This window comes from Chryseobacterium mulctrae, from assembly GCF_006175945.1.
Classification (GTDB): domain Bacteria; phylum Bacteroidota; class Bacteroidia; order Flavobacteriales; family Weeksellaceae; genus Chryseobacterium; species Chryseobacterium mulctrae.
On sequence record NZ_VAJL01000001.1, the window covers coordinates 4,124,801 to 4,143,512 of the forward strand.

General features: G+C 32.6%; 20 protein-coding genes. 10 read left to right on the forward strand and 10 right to left on the reverse strand.

Features of this window, described 5'->3' with window-relative positions:
- Window positions 1-90 precede the first annotated feature (90 nt).
- Genes gcvT through idi form a run of 3 tightly spaced genes read right to left on the reverse strand, consistent with a single transcriptional unit; the run spans window position 91 to window position 2,178 of the window.
- On the reverse strand, window positions 91-1,167 hold the full coding sequence (gene gcvT / locus FDY99_RS19145) for a glycine cleavage system aminomethyltransferase GcvT (protein WP_139423316.1): 1,077 nt from the start codon (window positions 1,165-1,167) through the stop codon (window positions 91-93).
- Window positions 1,168-1,181: 14 nt separating this feature from the next.
- Window positions 1,182-1,658 (reverse strand): hypothetical protein, encoded by a 477-nt coding sequence (locus FDY99_RS19150; RefSeq protein ID WP_139423317.1) that lies wholly within the window; start codon window positions 1,656-1,658, stop codon window positions 1,182-1,184.
- 10 nt (window positions 1,659-1,668) lie between these two features.
- On the reverse strand, window positions 1,669-2,178 hold the full coding sequence (gene idi / locus FDY99_RS19155; RefSeq protein ID WP_102980933.1) for an isopentenyl-diphosphate Delta-isomerase: 510 nt from the start codon (window positions 2,176-2,178) through the stop codon (window positions 1,669-1,671).
- Window positions 2,179-2,419: 241 nt separating this feature from the next.
- Here idi and FDY99_RS19160 point away from each other — a divergent pair, with 241 nt between their 5' ends.
- Window positions 2,420-2,824, forward strand: coding sequence for an LNS2 domain-containing protein (locus tag FDY99_RS19160; protein ID WP_066677251.1), 405 nt, complete (start codon window positions 2,420-2,422; stop codon window positions 2,822-2,824).
- Window positions 2,825-2,923: 99 nt separating this feature from the next.
- The gene (locus tag FDY99_RS19165; protein ID WP_139423318.1) at window positions 2,924-3,883 is read left to right on the forward strand and encodes a D-2-hydroxyacid dehydrogenase; all 960 of its coding nucleotides are present in this window, start codon (window positions 2,924-2,926) and stop codon (window positions 3,881-3,883) included.
- Between the two features lie 79 nt (window positions 3,884-3,962).
- Here the strand turns inward: FDY99_RS19165 and mscL are convergent, their stop codons facing one another.
- The gene (gene mscL, locus FDY99_RS19170) at window positions 3,963-4,406 is read right to left on the reverse strand and encodes a large conductance mechanosensitive channel protein MscL (protein WP_074229257.1); all 444 of its coding nucleotides are present in this window, start codon (window positions 4,404-4,406) and stop codon (window positions 3,963-3,965) included.
- A 125-nt stretch (window positions 4,407-4,531) separates the two neighbouring features.
- Between mscL and FDY99_RS19175 the strand changes: the two genes are divergently transcribed.
- Window positions 4,532-6,049 carry an NAD(P)H-hydrate dehydratase gene (locus FDY99_RS19175; protein ID WP_139423319.1) on the forward strand — a complete coding sequence of 506 codons (1,518 nt, stop codon included), beginning with the start codon at window positions 4,532-4,534 and terminating at the stop codon, window positions 6,047-6,049.
- A 27-nt stretch (window positions 6,050-6,076) separates the two neighbouring features.
- Here the strand turns inward: FDY99_RS19175 and lgt are convergent, their stop codons facing one another.
- Window positions 6,077-6,925, reverse strand: a complete 849-nt coding sequence (lgt, locus tag FDY99_RS23440; RefSeq protein ID WP_262711428.1) for a prolipoprotein diacylglyceryl transferase — start codon at window positions 6,923-6,925, stop codon at window positions 6,077-6,079.
- 448 nt (window positions 6,926-7,373) lie between these two features.
- The gene (gene yidD / locus FDY99_RS19185; RefSeq protein ID WP_066677245.1) at window positions 7,374-7,616 is read right to left on the reverse strand and encodes a membrane protein insertion efficiency factor YidD; all 243 of its coding nucleotides are present in this window, start codon (window positions 7,614-7,616) and stop codon (window positions 7,374-7,376) included.
- Window positions 7,617-7,765: 149 nt separating this feature from the next.
- On the opposite strand from yidD, the gene FDY99_RS19190 reads away from it, so the two are divergent.
- Window positions 7,766-9,043 carry a replication-associated recombination protein A gene (locus FDY99_RS19190; RefSeq protein WP_139423321.1) on the forward strand — a complete coding sequence of 426 codons (1,278 nt, stop codon included), beginning with the start codon at window positions 7,766-7,768 and terminating at the stop codon, window positions 9,041-9,043.
- 61 nt (window positions 9,044-9,104) lie between these two features.
- On the opposite strand, the gene FDY99_RS19195 is transcribed toward FDY99_RS19190, so the two are convergent.
- From FDY99_RS19195 to FDY99_RS19205, 3 genes are all read right to left on the reverse strand, one after another.
- Complete coding sequence (locus FDY99_RS19195) at window positions 9,105-9,539, reverse strand: hypothetical protein (RefSeq protein ID WP_139423322.1); 435 nt, start codon at window positions 9,537-9,539, stop codon at window positions 9,105-9,107.
- Window positions 9,540-9,653: 114 nt separating this feature from the next.
- Complete coding sequence (locus FDY99_RS19200) at window positions 9,654-11,855, reverse strand: DUF2339 domain-containing protein (protein ID WP_139423323.1); 2,202 nt, start codon at window positions 11,853-11,855, stop codon at window positions 9,654-9,656.
- A 65-nt stretch (window positions 11,856-11,920) separates the two neighbouring features.
- Window positions 11,921-12,340: an acyl-CoA thioesterase gene (locus FDY99_RS19205; RefSeq protein ID WP_139423324.1), complete on the reverse strand. Its 420-nt coding sequence runs from the start codon at window positions 12,338-12,340 to the stop codon at window positions 11,921-11,923.
- Window positions 12,341-12,474: 134 nt separating this feature from the next.
- Between FDY99_RS19205 and dnaA the strand changes: the two genes are divergently transcribed.
- The 4 genes from dnaA (at window position 12,475) to FDY99_RS19225 (ending at window position 15,743) form a co-directional block, all read left to right on the forward strand.
- Window positions 12,475-13,929 (forward strand): chromosomal replication initiator protein DnaA, encoded by a 1,455-nt coding sequence (dnaA, locus tag FDY99_RS19210; protein ID WP_074229250.1) that lies wholly within the window; start codon window positions 12,475-12,477, stop codon window positions 13,927-13,929.
- Window positions 13,930-14,032: 103 nt separating this feature from the next.
- Window positions 14,033-14,503, forward strand: coding sequence for a low molecular weight protein-tyrosine-phosphatase (locus FDY99_RS19215; RefSeq protein WP_102980972.1), 471 nt, complete (start codon window positions 14,033-14,035; stop codon window positions 14,501-14,503).
- Between the two features lie 24 nt (window positions 14,504-14,527).
- Window positions 14,528-15,226 (forward strand): SAM-dependent methyltransferase, encoded by a 699-nt coding sequence (locus FDY99_RS19220; RefSeq protein ID WP_139423325.1) that lies wholly within the window; start codon window positions 14,528-14,530, stop codon window positions 15,224-15,226.
- Between the two features lie 139 nt (window positions 15,227-15,365).
- Entirely contained in the window at window positions 15,366-15,743 is a 378-nt protein-coding gene (locus FDY99_RS19225) for a hypothetical protein (protein WP_139423326.1), read from the forward strand.
- A gap of 76 nt (window positions 15,744-15,819) precedes the next feature.
- On the opposite strand, the gene FDY99_RS19230 is transcribed toward FDY99_RS19225, so the two are convergent.
- The gene (locus FDY99_RS19230; RefSeq protein WP_139423327.1) at window positions 15,820-16,698 is read right to left on the reverse strand and encodes a DUF4349 domain-containing protein; all 879 of its coding nucleotides are present in this window, start codon (window positions 16,696-16,698) and stop codon (window positions 15,820-15,822) included.
- A gap of 68 nt (window positions 16,699-16,766) precedes the next feature.
- Here FDY99_RS19230 and FDY99_RS19235 point away from each other — a divergent pair, with 68 nt between their 5' ends.
- Complete coding sequence (locus FDY99_RS19235; RefSeq protein ID WP_139423328.1) at window positions 16,767-17,834, forward strand: DUF2891 domain-containing protein; 1,068 nt, start codon at window positions 16,767-16,769, stop codon at window positions 17,832-17,834.
- A 6-nt stretch (window positions 17,835-17,840) separates the two neighbouring features.
- Window positions 17,841-18,692, forward strand: a complete 852-nt coding sequence (locus FDY99_RS19240; RefSeq protein ID WP_228448859.1) for a helix-turn-helix domain-containing protein — start codon at window positions 17,841-17,843, stop codon at window positions 18,690-18,692.
- Window positions 18,693-18,712 lie beyond the last annotated feature (20 nt).

The following is an 18,712-nucleotide window of genomic DNA, read 5'->3' on the forward strand; positions in this document are numbered from 1 at the left end:
TGAAAAAGATTATTTCATCACGAAGCTTATCCTAATAGCAAAAAAACCGCAGACTGAATCTGCGGTTTTATATTTTAAAATATTCTCCGATTATACAAATGGCATTTTTACCACTTTCGCCGGAATATTTTTGTTTCTTACTTGAATAAAGATTTCTGTTCCCAGTTTGAAATGAGGCTTGTCTACATAAGCGATTCCCAAACCGATTTTTTTCATTGGCGACTGAGTTCCTGAGGTAACTTTCCCGATTACATTTCCTTCAGCATCCACCACAGGATAATCGTGTCTTGGAACACCTTTATCTGTCAATTCGAAACCAACTAATTTTCTGGTAACGCCAACTTCTTTCTGTTTTGCGAAAATATCTTTAGAAACAAAGTCTTTATCAAACTTTGTAATCCAACCCAATCCCGCTTCAATAGGAGACGTTGTGTCGTCGATATCCATTCCGTAAAGACAGAATCCTTTTTCTAATCTTAAAGTGTCTCTTGCAGCCAATCCGCAAGGAATAATACCTTCCTCAGCTCCAGCTTCAATAATTTCATCCCAAAGTTTTTCTGCAGACTCGTTGTTGAAATAAATTTCAAAACCACCGCTTCCTGTATAACCAGTGTTTGAAATAATCACATCGCTTACTCCGGCAACAGAACCAACTGTGAAGTTGTAATAAGGAATTTCAGAAAGGTTAGTTTCTGTTAATTTCTGAAGAATTTCAGTCGCTTTTGGTCCCTGAACTGCCAATAAAGACATTTCGTCTGAAGCGTTGGTTAATTTTGCTCCGAAACTGTTGTATTTTGTAATATGATCCCAGTCTTTATCGATGTTTGAAGCATTTACAACTACAAAATATTTTTCATCTGCCATTTTGTAAACAATAAGGTCGTCTACAATTCCTCCGTTTTCGTTCGGAAGACAAGAGTACTGAGCTTTTCCGTTTTCTAAAACATCAACATTGTTTGTCGTTACAAACTGCAAAAGATCTTTTGCACCTGATCCTTCAACAAAAAACTGTCCCATGTGAGATACGTCAAATAATCCTGCTTTTTCTCTTACTGCAAAGTGTTCTTCCGTTACTCCGGAATATTGTACAGGCATTTCAAATCCTGCAAAAGGTACTATTTTCGCTCCCAAAGAAACGTGTTTGTCGTACAATGCTGTTTTTTTCATAGGTAGATTTATTTCTATTTTTTAATTTTAAAACTTTCAAAAGTCTCGTTAAAAACTTTCATATAATTTCCGTTCCAGTGTTTCTGTTGGCAATTGATGCTTACAAGAAACATATTTTTATCTTTCTGATACAGTTTTGTAATCCAGAATAGTTTTTCTTTCTCATCAAAATATTCATACTGATATTCTGAATATCCTTTTTTACTTCCCGTATTTTTTACTTTTTTCTCGTCATCAGGAGAATTGTACAAAGCAAGGATAAATTTTTTCACTTCTGCTTTTGGTAAATCCAGATTATGATATTCTGAAATGGTAATTGCACCAATTTCATTGGTTGGGAAAATGTTTATAATTCCATCATCGTTCGTCGCTTTCCATGTATCGGGCATAGCGATTGAATAGTTTTCGCTTTCATAAAGCTCTTTTCCCAAATTCTGCGAAAATGAGAAAACGCTGAACAAGAATGCGGTAATAAAAAAGGTTTTTTTCATAAGTGTGTGTTTAAAAATGATGTTTGTATTCTTCCAGAATAATTTTAAACCATTCTGTAAATTGTTCGGGATGTTCCGAAATTTCTTTATCTAAATTTTCCAGCGAAATATAGCGGACTTCTGCCACTTCATCTTTATTCAGATTGAAATCAGAATTGTAAGTTCCTGTAAAGACGTGATCGAGTTCGTGTTCCCAAAGTCCACCGCCAACATCAGCTTTATAGATAAAATGAAATTTTTCTGAAAGTTCGGTTTCAATTCCGAGCTCTTCGTTCAATCTTCTTTTTGCGCCTTCAAGATAAGTTTCTTCAATTCTGGGATGCGAACAAACTGCATTGGTCCATTGATGAGGAGAGTGGTATTTTTCTGCAGCGCGTTTCTGCAAAAGCATTTCTCCGTTTTCATTAAATAAAAAAACCGAAAAAGCACGATGAAGAAGTCCATTAATATGAGCTTGCTGTTTTTCCATCAAACCTAAAACTTTATCCTCGGGATTTACTAATACTACCAATTCTTCCATTCCTACAAATTTAAGTTTAAAACGTGATTTTGTAAAATAAATGTTTAGTTTTTTTAATTATTTATGAAATATTGGCTTTTTTGAATGCGAAAAACATTCTCTATATTTATGAAAAATGCAATGAAATATAAAGTTTCGTTAATTTTAAATTTGATTTTGTGTTAAATTTTTAACATAAACTAAGATTAACGTCACTGTTTGGATGAGAAAGTGTAACTTTGCACTTTAAAATTTTGAAGCGATGGAACTAGATTATATTGAACATATCAGTCCGATTCTAAAAGACGGAATTAAAAATTATCTGATAGATATCGACGGAACAATTACAGAAGATGTTCCCAACGAAGAGCCAGAAAGAATGGTAACGTGTGAGCCATTTCCAGATGCACTAGAAACCGTTAATAGATGGTATGACGAGGGACATCAGATTTGTTTTTTTACTTCAAGAACTGAAAATTTAAAACAAATTACCATAGATTGGCTAGATAAACACGGGTTCAAATATCACAGCGTTTTGTGTGGAAAACCAAGAGGTGGAAATTATCACTGGATTGATAATCACCTGGTAAGAGCTACAAGATACAAAGGTAAATTTACCGATTTGGTAGAGAAGCAAGTTACAATAGAAGTTTTTAAAGAAGATTAAATCATAGAGAAGATTTAAAGATTAAACGAAAGGTGAAAACCAAAAATTCTTTTAATTTTTAAATCTTTTTACATTTTAAAATAGATTATTAAGTTAGTTATGAAAGTTTTAGCAAACGACGGTTTAGATCAGTCTGGGATTGATGCATTAACTGAAAAAGGCTTTGAAGTAATTACTACAAAAGTTCCGCAGGAGCTTCTTTTAGATTACATCAACGAGCACAAGATTCGTACAGTTTTGGTGAGAAGTGCGACACAGGTAAGAAAAGATATTATTGATAATTGTCCGTCGCTGGAAATTATCGGTAGAGGTGGAGTAGGAATGGATAATATTGATGTAGATTATGCAAGAGAAAAAGGAATTCATGTGATCAACACGCCTTCTGCTTCTTCAGAATCGGTTGCTGAATTGGTATTTGCCCATTTATTTTCTGGAGCCAGATTTTTGCAGGATTCTAACAGAAAAATGCCTTTAGTTGGAGATACAGAATTTGCATCGCTTAAAAAAGCTTACGCTGCAGGTATTGAATTGAAAGGAAAAACCATCGGAATCGTTGGAATGGGAAGAATTGGTCAGGAAGTTGCTAAAATTGCTTTAGGTTTAGGAATGAGAGTCATTGCTGCTGATAATATGGTTGGGAAAGCAAGTATTAAAGTAACTTTCTACAACAATCAATTCATCAATGTTGATATTGAAACTGAACCTTTAGAGCAAGTTTTAAGACATTCAGATTTTATCACACTTCACGTTCCGGCTCAAAAAGAAGGTTATATGATCGGTAAATCTGAGTTTGAAATGATGAAAGATGGCGTTGCTATCGTTAACTGTTCAAGAGGCGGTGTGATTGATGAAACTGCTTTAATTGAAGCTTTAGATTCAGGGAAAGTAAGATTTGCAGGGCTTGATGTTTTCATTAACGAACCGACTCCTTCAAAAGAAATTATTACGCATTCTAAAATTTCTGTAACTCCGCATACCGGTGCTTCAACTTTGGAAGCTCAGGATAGAATCGGGCTTTCTTTGGCAGAGCAGATTACAAGTATTTTACAGATTCAGTAAAAATATTGTTTTATCATTATAAAAAATCCGCCGTAACTTTTAGTTGCGGCGGATTCGTTTTTTTATATAAAAATTTTTATTATTTCTTTTTCAATTCATCGCGAATTTCAGAAAGTAACTGTTCTGTAGTTGTTGGTGCAGCAGGTTCTGCAGGAGTTTCAGCTTCAGTTTTTCTCATTCTGTTAATTGTTTTTACAAGCATGAAAACAACAAACGCAAGAAGTATAAAATTGATCGCTACCGTAATGAAATTTCCGTAAGCAAAAATTGCCGCATCCGGAGCAAGTTCTTTAGCCTTTGCAAGTGTTGATCCTGCAGGAATATTTTCAGAACCCTTTCCCATTGCGAAATAAATACTGCTAAAGTCTGGTTTTCCAACGATTGCTGCAACGATAGGCATGATTAAATCATCAATCATACTTGTTACAATTTTTCCGAAAGCTCCACCGATGATTACCCCCACCGCTAGATCGAAAGCGTTGCCTTTAATGGCAAATTCTTTAAATTCTTTAACAAATCCCATAATTTATATTTTTAGTTGTTTTACACAAAAGTATCATTTAAAAATAATAAATCTTAAATGTTTTGGGTATTTTTTTTGCTTTAAATTATCAGAAATTATAATTAAATTGGAAAAAAACGAGCGAAATGAAAATTTTTACTGTAGAAAATATCAGATTGGCTGATCTTTATACCATTCAGAATGAGCTGATTTCACCTGTTCAATTGATGGAAAGAGCTTCTTCGCTTTGTGCAGAATGGATTTTTTCGAATTGTAAACATCATACAAAATTTGCAATATTTTGCGGAAACGGAAATAATGGCGGTGATGGTTTTGCCATTGCAAGAATGCTGTATCTGAAAGGTTTTGATGTAGACGTTTTTATCAATAAAGAGCAGTTGAAATTTTCTGATGAAGCTTTAATCAATTATAACAGACTGAAAGATATTTCTGGAATTTCAGTGATAGATTTTGATGAAATTTTAAAGTACGATTTTGATGAAAAAACAGTAATCATCGATGCGCTTTTCGGAACCGGATTATCAAGAAATCCTGAAGAGATTTTTAAAGAGGTGATTGAAGTTTTAAACTCAAAAAGTAATCCTAAAATTTCGATTGATGTTCCTTCGGGACTATTTGCTGATCAAATTAATAATGAAAACTCAACAATATTTAAAGCAGATTATACATTGACTTTTCAATTTTGGAAAAAAAGTTTTCTTCATCCTGAAACCGGAAGTTTCACTGGAAAAGTAATTGTTTTGGATATAAATTTATCTCAGGAATTTATTGAAAAAACTTCAACCAATGATTTTGTAATTGATGATGAAGTCATTCAGAATATTTTTAAAATCAGACAAGATTTCGCCCATAAAGGCACATATGGAAAATCAATTATTGTGGGCGGAAGTTACGGGAAAATCGGAGCTGTAGTTTTGGCTACAAAATCTGCTCTGAAAACAGGTTCAGGGTTAACGTTTGTTTTGGCTCCCAATTGTGGTTATGAAATTCTGCAGACAAGTATTCCGGAAGCAATGTTTATTGATGGTGGTAAAAAAAAGATTTATCAAATTGAAAAAGTGGAAAATGCCGTTTACGGAATTGGTCCTGGTTTAGGTACAGGAAAAGAAACGGAAAAAGCTTTGCTGGAATTTCTTGAAAATCATCAATCTCCTTTAATTTTGGATGCAGATGCTTTAAATATTATTTCTAAAGACAAAGCTTATTTAAAATTAATTCCTAAAAGATCGATTATTACACCCCATCCCAAAGAATTTGAAAGACTTTTCGGAAAAACTGAAAACTCATTTGAAAGGTTAGATTTAGCCAGAACAAAAGCAAAAGAATTGGGGATTTATATTGTTTTGAAAGATCACCATACGCAAATGGTAACTCCAGAAGGAAAAGTCTTTTATAATATCACCGGAAATTCGGGTTTGGCAAAAGGCGGAAGCGGAGATATTCTTACCGGAATTATTACCTCCCTTTTAGCTCAAAAATATTCTGAAGAAGAAGCCGCTACTTTAGGCGTCTGGCTTCACGGAAAAGCTGCAGATTCTGCTGCCGAAAAATACTCTAAAGAAGCGATGCTGCCTACAGATGTGATTAATGAACTCGGGAATGTCTTTATTGAAGTAAACAAAAAAGCCACAACTCAGTTGTGACTTTCAGATTTTTATGTGTTTTAAAAATTATTCAGGTTTAGCGTTTTCAGCTTCTGTAATTTTTAAATTTTTAGAATAAAGCATAATAATAAATCCAGCAATCATAAACGGAATTGATAAAATTTGTCCGGTATTTAATCCTGCAAAAGAAATAAACTCATCACCTTGAGGTTCTTTCAAAAATTCTACAAAGAATCTGATTGCCCATAAAATGATAAAGAATAAACCAAATAACCATCCTTGCTGATATTTTTTGTCAGTTTTTCTGTATAAAGTCCAAAGTAAAATAAACAATAAAACATAACCTATTGCTTCAAATAACTGAGTTGGATAACGTGGTATTGTTACACCGTATTCACTGCTTTGTTGTGGAAAAAGGATCGCAAATGGTGAACTAGGATCAACTGGTTTACCAATGATTTCAGAATTGAAAAAATTCCCCATTCTTACAAAAGCTCCACCTATCGCAACTACAATTCCTAATCTGTCATACACCCAAAACGGATTTTTCTTGATGATTTTAAATGAATAATAAAGAGTCGTTAGAATTACAGCAATTGTAGCTCCGTGACTTGCCAATCCGGAAAAACCGGTAAATTTTAAACCATTCTTTGTACTGATTGGTAAGAAAACACTCCAGAAATCTTCTTTGAATAATTCGGGCTGATAAAAAATAACGTGCCCCATTCTTGCTCCCAGAATTGTACCGATTAAAGTCCAGGTAAAAATAGGCTCTACATATTTCAGGTTTACATTATCAGTTTGATACATCTTTGTCATTAAAACATATCCTATCCCAAATGCGAAAATAAACATTAAGCTATAAAAATGCAGTGTAACTGGTCCCAATTTAATTCCTGGACTAATATCCCAAATTTTAAACGGAGTTTCTAATGAAACAGTGTCGGTTGGAGAGACTGTTTTTTTAGTTTTTAATGCATATTTCAGTGTTTCAATTTTATCTTCAGAAATATTTGAATTTTCTACAAGCTTGAAATTTTTATCAAAAAACTGATAGTTTGCGCTCTTGTAACTATTGATAAGAATTGCGTTAGAATGATAAGGATCTGCTTCAACATTGGTTTTGGTGAAAATAACCAAAGTATTGTCATTGGTCACTACATCAGCAAATTTATTGATGTTTCTAAATTCTGTACTTGCATAAATTTTTACAGGTAACTCGGCAGAATTAATTTTTAATGTTCCGTCAGATAAACTGTCTTGATGATTCTGTGCAAAAAAACATTGGGTAACCAATGCGAATAACACAAAATAAATTCGGAAGAAAATATTACTCATTTTTATTTGTTTATTATTGAATATTTTATTTTTTTGGAGGAACGGGATCATAGCCGCTTCCGCCCCAAGGATGACATTTTGAAATTCTTTTTACACCCAGCCAAAATCCTTTAAAAATGCCGTGAACCTGCAGAGATTCTACCATATAATGTGAACAGGTAGGTTCGTATCGGCAATTCTTGGGAAGTAAGGGCGAGATAAACCATTGGTAAAATTTAATGAGAATTACCAAAGGTGAAGTGATGATTTTGTTAAATGAAAGTTTCAAAACATTGCAAAAGTAGGGTAAAAAATTGAAATTTAGTTTAAATTTGTTTGAAGTTTCAGAGAGTAAACAGATGATCCGTCGGATAAATTGATAGCTTTATCAACTCTGTTTACTTTCGCCAAATATTTAAAATTCAAATAGATAAAATCTTGAATCACAATACTCCTTTAGCAGAAAGATTAAGACCAAAAACATTAGACGAAGTTTTAGGGCAGGAGCATCTTACCGGAGAAAAAGGTACCATCCGGAAAATGCTTGAAAATGACACCTTAAATTCTCTTATTCTTTGGGGACCTCCGGGAACAGGAAAAACGACTTTGGCTGAAATTATTTCGGAAAAATCGGGAAGAAAGTTTTTTAAACTTTCGGCAGTTTCTTCAGGCGTAAAAGATGTGCGCGATGTGATAGAAGATGCAAAAAAGCAGAATCTTTTTTCAGGAAAATCACCCATTCTTTTTATTGATGAAATTCACCGTTTTAATAAATCTCAACAAGATTCTCTTCTTCATGCCGTAGAAAAAGGTTGGGTGGTTCTTATTGGTGCAACGACAGAAAATCCAAGCTTTGAAGTGGTTTCAGCATTGCTTTCAAGAAGTCAGGTTTATATATTGAAAGCTTTGAGTCATGAAAAATTGGAAGATCTTATTGATATTACATCAGAAAGGTTTAATAAAGATGAAGGAACCGATTTTAGGATTAAAGAAAAAGAAGCTTTCATTCAGTATTCCGGTGGTGATGGTAGAAAGCTCATTAATTCTGTAGAGTTGGTATTGAACCAGTTTAAAAATTCTGATAATAAAGAAATTTCAAACGATGATGTAATGTCGGTTCTTCAGGAAACGATGGCGCTTTATGATAAAAATGGCGAACAACATTATGATATTATCTCGGCTTTCATAAAATCGATGCGTGGAAGCGATCCGAATGGTGCAGTTTATTGGTTAGCTAGAATGATTGCAGGCGGAGAAGATATCAAGTTTATTGCTCGAAGAATGCTTATTCTTGCCTCTGAAGATATTGGTTTGGCAAATCCGAATGCTTTGGTTATTGCCAATAACTGTTTTCAGGCGATTAACGTTATTGGAAATCCCGAATCGAGAATTTTACTGAGCGAAACGGCGATTTATCTTGCGGTTTCACCAAAAAGTAATTCAGCTTATATGGCAATTAATGATGCTTTGGCTTTTGTGAAGAAAACCGGAAATCTTCCTGTTCCTTTGCATTTAAGAAATGCTCCTACAAAACTGATGAAAGATTTAGATTATGGTAAAGAATATAAATACGCCCATTCTTTTGAAGGAAATTTTGTGAATCAAGATTTTTTGCCGGAAGAAATAAAAGATGCCAAATTCTACGAGCCCGGAAATAATGCCACCGAAAAGAAAATCTACGACGAGCTTAAGAAAAAATGGAATAACAAGTATTAGTATTAATTATAAAAAAACGGATGTTCAAAAGAGCATCCGTTTTAAAATATAATTTGATTTTTTATTTTGCTGTAGTCGTGATGAATAATGATTTTATACCATTGTATTCTTTCACTTCCATCTGTTGTGCAATTACCGCATATATTCTCATATTCGTATCCTTAAATTCATAACCTTCGATGATAACAGGAGTGTCTTTAGGAAGATTGCTTTGCACATTAAGTTGTGATAAACTTATGTTATCTGGAATACCTACATTGTTTTTAAATTTAACCTCAGTAAGACCTTGTTCTGCAATAAAACTAAATTTTTTAAGTTTTTGAGGTAAATTGGCAGCTTTATATGCCTGTGTACTTTGTACAGATTCTTTTTGGTTTTCAAACAAAGTTGTTGTACCTACCATATCTCCTAAAATAGCAAACTTTACCTTTGTATTTTTCTGAGCAAATAATGTCGCAGAAGCAAAGATTAATAAAGAATATAGAATTTTTTTCATAGTTAATAATATAAATGTTAAAAACGTGATAAATATACTTACTTTTTGTAAAATATCAAGGGGAATTTTAAATTAATTGTAAAATGTTAATAAATAATAGTTTTTGAAAGGATTCTAAATGTTTTCATCGGTAGAATTGTCATTCTTTTCCACTAAATTTTTAAGCATATTTTTAAATTTTTGAAACATAAATGAACTCAGCAACAAAATAATTCCCAAAATAATAAAAGCGATAATTCTGGAAACGTTATCCATTTGCCAAACATCATAAAGATATAATTTAAGGATGGTAATGCCGAGTAATCCAAAACCGATTTTGTTGAGTTCCGGAATAGTCTTTTTTAAGCCTGCAAAAATAAATCCGCAAGATAAAACTGCCCAAATAATAGGAAGATACAGAATGCTGAAATGTTCCTGCAACTGAAAAACATTTTTATAAGTGGTGTTATTTGAAAAAATATAAACTCGGTAAAGCTCAAAACTTACAGAAAGAATGAAGACAAATGAAATAAGTAAATAACCAGCTTTCTGCTTTAAAAACTGTGATGGTGGAATCAGTTTTATAATTAAATATAGAAGTGGCGCCAAATAAATCAAATGAATCCAATAGAAACTTAGTCCTATTTCTTTTGTTATTATTGCGTGTACAATTTGTGAATTGGTAATATGTGCAATAAATACAAACAACAAACCATAAATCAACAGATTTTCTAAGTCTTCCGAAATGCTTAATCTTTTCTTTAATATTAATAATAAAATTGTGAAAACAATACTGTACAAAAGGCAGTAAGTAAGAATAATAACGATATTTAGTGACGAAAGCTGATAAATCAATTCAAATAAAATAGAAAAGTAAATCACGCCAAAGCATAAAACTTTAAAAGCATTTTCAAAAAACTCGACATCACTTTTTTCTTTGGATTCTTTCTTCAGTAAAATTAAATTGAAAAAACAACTTGCAATAACGACTAAACTCGTCAGAAAAACAGGATTGAAAATTAGAGTTAAATGTTTTTCATTATTTATATATTCAGTCCAGGTCATTATTTGAGATAAAATAACCAATGGAAAAAGAAGGTAGAAAAATATTTTGAAAATACTGTGACCGGTTTTTTTCCATATATATAATAAAAGAGAAGCTTCAATTGCCCAAACACTCGTGATGAGGTGGGTTTTAAATTGTAATGCAACAGCTAAAGTCAAAAGACTGATACCAATTCCGGCAAAAACAGAATAATTTCTTTCAAACTTTTTGTTCTGATATTCTCTGAACGCAAAAAAGATATTAATAAATGCAAAGCTGAGCGGGAAGATACTTAAAGGTTCATATTTTAAAATAGAAAAGATATAAACCAGTCCGATGATGCTTGAGAAATTAATAAGAACCAACATTAAAATATCAAGCTTAGAAAGCAAATTTGTTTTAAAATAATGTTGAAGTGCAAAAGCGTAAAATATAATATACGTTACAATGTAAAAGATGATACTTGTAAGATCAGTTTTCTCAATAGTCCAGAAATAAAGATAGATCGCCGTGAAAATAAATGCAATCCAGCCTACACTTTTCCAGTTTTTCAAATAAACGGTAATCAGCATTCCGATATTTAAAAGAGATAAATAAGTGAAAAGGAAAATATAATTGCTTTGTCCGTTACTGATCATCAATGGCGCCAGAAAACCTCCGAACAATGAAAAAATAATCAGCGTCTCACTATTATAACGATAAGAAAGGAAAATTGAAAGCAGAGTAATCGCACAAGTAATTACAAATGCCGTATTCTGTGTAAACAAATGATACTCTCTAAATGCGATGGTTGTTGTAAAATAAAGCACCGCAATTCCGCCACCCATAATGATGGATGAAAAAATAGTATAATTTTTCCTGATAAAATGAGCAATGATGATAAGAATAAATCCTGCCAAGAAACCAATTCCCATTCTTGCGCTTTCACCAATCCAGTTTTTATCGATGGCATATTTTACAAAATAACCGATTCCTAAAACCAAAGTAAATATACCAATGATTGTAAGAACATTTTGCTTAATAAAATCAAAAAGCGGAGTCAGCCAGTCTTTTTCTGGTTCTGAATCTTCTTCAATGATTTCTGATTTTACAGTTTGCCCAACCTCGATTCTTTCATTAGACAAGGTTTGAAGTTTAATGGTTTCTGTGAAACTCTGTTCTTGTTTTTCAATATTTGCTTTATCATTTGATAAATCAGAAATTTTCTGTTCCAGAATTTGAATCTTTCTGTTCAGGTTTTGATAAACTAAAACAATCAGTAGAATTAATATCGTAATTAGTGCGTAAATCATTCATTTGATTTACTACCAAATATAGTGATTTGAAAGTTTAACCGTTAAAAAATCTTAAAACAGATTTAATCATTTTCTTCTTTCCAGTTTTCTTCAATTAATTTCATTAAAAAATCCGGACATTTAATTACTTTGTTAGTTTCGGCATTCAAAAAAAATAGAGTAGTGGAAGCTTCGGTGATTTTAATTCCTTCTTCGTTATAAATTTCATATTCAAATTCTATTCTTACTCCCGGAATTTTTTTCATAAAAGTGTGAATTTCTAATTTTTGATCGTATAGTGCTGGTTTTAAATACTTAATTTTATAATCAGAAACCGGAAGCCAAATTCCTTGCTTTTCTATCTCGTCATAAGAGATGCCGATGCTGCGAAAAAGTTCCACACGACCCAATTCAAAATACGTTGCGTAATTGCCGTAATAGACGTATTTCATGGGATCGGTTTCTGCGTAACGTACTCGTAATGAGTGTTTTGAGTGTATCATTTTTATCTCTTAATTATACATACAAATATATTTTTAAATAATCAATATGAGAAATATTTTTTTATGAAAATAAAAAATGAGACCTTTGTCTTCCTCCTAAAACGACTAACCAAAGAATTAATCAGGGCATAAAAATGGGTGAAAATTTAATGATGATATGGCAGAAATGCCTTCAGTTTATGCGTGACAATCTTAACGCAGCTGAAGACAATTCTGATCTTAAAAAGCTTGAAAAATCTTTCGATTTACTATTCGACAAAGTACAACCAATTTCATTGGTTGAGAACAATCTTACGTTGATGGTTCCGAGTGATTTTTACAAAGAATATATTGAAGATAACTATCTGTCATTGCTTTCTGCTGCTCTAAAGAAAAATATCGGTAAAGGGGTAAAACTTTGGTATTCTGTAATGGAAAATAAACCAAGCGGTTTAGAAAGACCAGTTACCATGAATATGAAAGGGAAGTCTACTCCCACTCCGAAAGTTCAGGAAACCATGCCTCAAGGATTTTCCGGAAATATTGTAAATCCTTTTGTAGTACCAGGAATTAAAAAAGTAAATATTGATTCTAATCTTAAAGCAGATTTCTCTTTTGATAATTATGTAGAAGGTGAAAGCAACAAGTTTGCTTCTACCGTTGCAAGATCAATTGCAAAAAGACCTGGAGCAACTGCTTTTAACCCACTATTTTTATATGGAGGTTATGGAGTTGGTAAAACTCACTTAGGTCAGGCTGTAGGTTTGGAAGTGAAAAGTCAGTTTCCTGATAAAGTAGTTCTTTATTTATCATCTGAAAAATTCATTCAACAGTTTATTTCGGCTGCGAAAGCTCATAAACAGACAGAATTTGCCAATTTTTATCAAATGGTAGACGTTCTGATTATTGATGATATTCAGTTCTTGTCTGGAAAATCAGCTACTCAGGATAGTTTCTTCCATATTTTTGATTATTTGCATCAAAACGGAAAGCAGATTATCCTTACTTCAGATAAGGCTCCGGTTGATATTATGGATATTCAGGACAGGATTGTTTCCCGTTTCAAATGGGGACTTTCTGCAGAGATCAAATCTCCGGATTTAAATACACGTAAACAGATTATCCAGGCTAAATTGAGCAGAGACGGTATCGTTCTTACTGAAGATATGCTTGATTTCCTTGCTGCAGAAGCAAAAACCAATGTAAGAGAATTAATTGGAATTATTAATTCTGTAATCGCTTATTCTACGATTTATAAATCAGATTTAAGCTTAGAATTATTAAAAGAAACGATTAATAAAATTGCGGCTAATCAGAAAAAGGTCATCAACATTCCTTATATTCAGGATGTAGTTTGCGATTATTTCGGAATTAAAAGAGAGCAGCTTTTATCTAAAACAAGAAAAAGAGAAATTGCACTTCCAAGACAATTGGCGATGTATTTTTCAAAAGAATATACCAACGCTACTTTCAGTAAAATTGGTGAAGAAATGGGAGGTAAAGACCACTCAACAGTAATGTACGCTTGCGATACCATTAAAGATGTTTCTAAAATAGATAAAGAAATTAAGAAATACGTAAAAGACTTAACAGAAAAAATCAAAAATTAATTCTGTACAAAATATTTATAGAAAGGAGAATAGGCTTATTCTCCTTTTTTATTTAGCTTTGTTTGAAGAAATATTATTAATTAAATTTTTAAATGATATTGAAATGAAAATTTTAATGGTCTGTCTCGGAAATATTTGCAGAAGTCCTTTAGCAGAAGGAATTATGAGATCAAAACTTCCTGAAGATTTTATAGTAGATTCAGCCGGAACAATTGATATGCATCAGGGAAGCAATCCTGATAAAAGATCGGTAAAAACCGCTGCCAAATACGGAATTGATATTTCAAAACAATGCTCAAGACCGATTACGACAGAAGATTTAAATCATTTTGATAAAATTTACTGTATGGATTTGAGTAATTTAAAGAATGTAATTTCTTTGGCTCAAAATGAAGATCAGCGAAGCAAAATTTCATTATTGATGGAAGCGGCTGATCTCAATCATGCTTCAGGAGAAGTTCCGGATCCTTATTGGGACGGAATCGATGGCTTTGAAAAAGTCTATCACCAATTGGATGAAGCCTGCGAAAAAATCGCTGAAAAACTTCTCATTTCAAAAGCTCAAAACTCATAATTTACAACTCATAACTTAACAAAAATGCTTTTTTTACTTCCCGCTTATCTTTCAGAAAATACTTCGATCAGCCATTTTTCGCCTGTTATAAAAGATTACATCATGCAGACCGATTATTTTTTTGTTGAAAATGAAAAAACAGCAAGAAAAGTCGTGAAGTTTTTTGCGCCGGAAAAAAAGCAGTCAGATTTAAAGCTTTTTCTTTTAGATAAATACACAGAAAATGCCGACATCAAAGAAGCTCAGGACCGAATGATCGACGGACAGGATTTTGGTTTGCTTTCTGAAGCAGGACTTCCGTGTATTGCAGATCCGGGAAATTTAATTGTAAAATGGTGTCACGAAAAAAATATCAGGGTGATCCCTATTTCAGGACCTTCTTCGATTATTTTAGCGTTAATTTCAAGTGGTTTTAACGGGCAGGAATTTACTTTTAACGGATATTTGCCGATTGATAAAAGTGAAAAGAAAAAGCAGATCATGAATCTGGAATCGATGGTTCAGAAAACAGGATATTCTCAGATTTTTATGGAAACACCTTATAGAAATAACGTGCTTTTCGAAGATTTAATCAAATTTTTATCACCCAATACAAAGCTTTGTATCGCTGCAAATATTAATGATCCTGAACACGAGTTCATCAAAACCAAAACAATAAAAGAGTGGCAAAAACAAAAACCGGAATTACATAAAATTCCTGCTGTTTTTGTCTTAGGGAAATAATGTCATTGCGAACCGAAGGTGAAGCAATCTTTTATAAATTTATGCCTGAAAAATATCTAAAATAATAATTTAACAGCCATTAACACCCTCTTTGCATCATTCTTGTCTATTTACAGATATAACTTTAAAAAATCAAATTATGTCTGAAAAAAAATTAGCAGGAATTTGGATCGATTCTCAAAAAGCCATTGTCGTAAAAAATCATGATGCACAGAATGCCTTTAAGTTTTTTCTTTGCAGCCCAGTGAAAGCGGTGATCCAGCATGGTAATTCAAGTGAAAATGCAGGGAATAATGCAGAACAAACCAATAAAGTGAAATTCTTCAAAGAGGTAGAACACCTTCTGACAAATTCCGAAGAAGTTTTAATTACTGGTCCGGGAACGATTCAGGAAGAACTGAAGCATTATCTTCATGATACCGCTCAGTTTAAAAATTTAAAAATAACCTTAGAATCGTCTCAGCAAATGTCTGACGAACAGGTTTTAGAAACTGTAAAATCACATTTTAATGCGTAATATAGTTTCATCTAAATAAAAATTCCGAATGTCATTTGATATTCGGATTTTTTTATGATGTTGAGTGAAACTCAAGTTATTCTTTTTTCTTTCTGTTTCTCCATTTTTTCCAGATTAAAATAATAATTGGAATTAATAAAAAGAATGGCCAAAGAGAAATAATTCCAAGGAAAAATGCTACAAAACTGTTCCAGCCTTCTGTGAAAGAATCTCCGAAACGATTTCCGAAACCTATTTTTGAAGTTGCAGAGCTTCTTACTTTCTCTTTGTACAGCATTAAATTCAATGTGCTGTAATTTACTCTGTCATCAATAAAGCTAAGTCTGCCTTCAGCAACGTCAATTTCATCTTCAAGTTCGCGAATATTTTCCTGAATTTCCAGCATGTCTTTTGTCGTTTTTGCACTTCTAAGCATATCTCGGTATTTTTCGAGATAGATTTTTTTGTTGGCTAATTTTATTGAAACATCAGTGTATTCTTCGGTTACGTCATCTGAAGCAATATTTTTAGATAAAACAGAACCAATTCCGTTTGAAAAAGAATTGATTAAACCATCAAAATTTTTGTGTGGAACACGGATGGTAAAAAACTGTTTTTCATCAATATCAGTATTGTTAAAACGCTCAGTTTGTACATAAGCGTTGTTGCTTTTTACAATTTCATTTACCTGTTGATGGGCTTTTTTAATATCACCAACCTGAATCTCAAGATCACCATTTTTGATAATTTTTTTAGAGATAGTATTTTGAGTTTTCGAAGTTATAGGTTCGTTATCTACAGTTTTAACCGAAACCATTGCCTCTACTGGTATTTCTTGAGCAGGGGGAGCATTATAATTCATAGCTTTATCTTCTGAGATAATCTCAACTAGATCAGACTTTATTTCTTGTTGTTTGCCGGATTTATTGCAATTGATAAGAATTAAGAGAAATAAAGGGATAAATAATTTTTTCATAAATCGATTTTGTGAATTTGAGCAAAAACTATGCTTAAAATCTAGAATTACTTTTATATTTTTATTGAATGAAAAAAAGTCTTTTAGCATTTGCATTTTCACCGTTTTTAATGTTTGCTCAGGAAAGCCCAAAACTGACAGATGAAATGGCAATAAAGTTATCCGAAAAACCGCTTCATTGTATCAATCAGGAATATCCGAACAAAACAGCACACATTATTAATAATGCGAATGAAGTAACTTTGAGCCCGAAAGATCTACATCCAAGTTTTTATGGATGTTTTGATTGGCACAGCTCAGTTCATGGTCATTGGATGTTGGTTCGACTATTAAAAACAAAACCGAACTTATCAATTGCTAAAGACATTGAAAATATACTCGACAATTCATTTACAAAAGAAAACCTACAGACTGAAGCTGATTATTTTTCAAAATATCAATTAACGACAACTTTTGAAAGAACTTACGGTTGGGCTTGGTTATTAAAGTTAGATGAAGAATTAATGACCTGGAATCATCCGAAAGCTAAAATCTGGCATCAGAATCTAAAGCCTTTAACAGATAAAATTCTGAGTTCTTGGAAAACTTATCTTCCAAAACAAACCTATCCCAACAGAACGGGAGTTCATCCAAATACCGCCTTTGCAATGGTTTTTGCATTAGACTGGGCAAGGGCAACAGATGATAAGACTTTTGAAAATGAACTGATTAAAAAAGCAAAATATTTCTATTTAAATAATACCAAAACTCCGGCATATCTTGAACCAGATGGTTCTGACTTTTTCTCGCCGAGTTTAGAAATTGCAGATTTGATGAGACGAATTCTTCCTCAGAAAGAGTTTGTAAAATGGCTTGATCAATTTTATGAAAAGAGAAGTATCGAAAATATCGAAAAAATTCCTGTGGTAAGTGACTTGAGCGATTATCAAACCGTACATTTAGTAGGATTGTCTTTTACCAAAGCATGGTGTATGAAAGGAATTGCAAAATCGCTACCCGATGATCATCCGCTGAAAAAACAATTTCAAAAAACGGCAAATATCTTTTTAAACAACGGACTTCCGCTTTTATTTCAAGGAAATTATGGTGGAGATCATTGGTTGGCAAGTTTTGCGGTGTATGCTTTGGAAGATTAAATTTAAATGGATAAAATGACTGCTTTAGAAAAGTTCGGAGTTGATGTTTTTACGCAACATAATATTTTCGAAAGAATATCTGTAGATAAGCCTTTCCGTCCGGATAATCCTGCTTTTATCTTTATTAAAAGCGGTTCTATAAAGCTTCGTCAACATTTCAATGATCTTGAGCTTACTGCAAATACGTTTATGGTAACAGATCCACAAACGGTTTATGAGATGATTTCTGTGAGTGATGATTTCCAGTCGAGAATGGTTTCTTATAAACGTGAATTTATTTCTGCTTTGTCATTGAAATTCAATAGGTTGATTACGTATCGATACTTCCGTCAGCAAATGAATGTGGGAGTTCCTTTTTCAAAGAATGATTTAGATTTAATTTGGAAAAGCGTCAATTTTTTAAAATATATTTTAGATTCTGAAACCGAAATGACTTACAAAAAAGAAATTGTAGAGCATCTTTTTTCGGTTTTCTGTTATCAGATTGCAGGAATTATTTCTAATGAAGATAGCCGTGCAATGAATCAGATGTCGAGACAGCAAGAGATCGTTTTTGTTTTCCTAAATGATTTGTCGTCTCACCATCTTAATAATAGAACAGTAGAGTTTTATGCCGAAAGGCAGTCGATTACAACCAGACATCTTTCGTCGGTGGTAAAGTCGGTAACGGGTAAGTCTGCCAGTCAAATTATTGCTTCTATTGTGATCAATGAAGCTAAGGTATATCTTAACTCTTCAAAAATGCCTATTTCAGAGATTTCTACAATCCTTGGTTTCAGCGATCAATATTCATTTTCACACTTTTTTAAGAAACATTTAGAGATAAGTCCGAGTCAGTACAGACAACAATACCAATAGACGAATCCTACATTTGAACA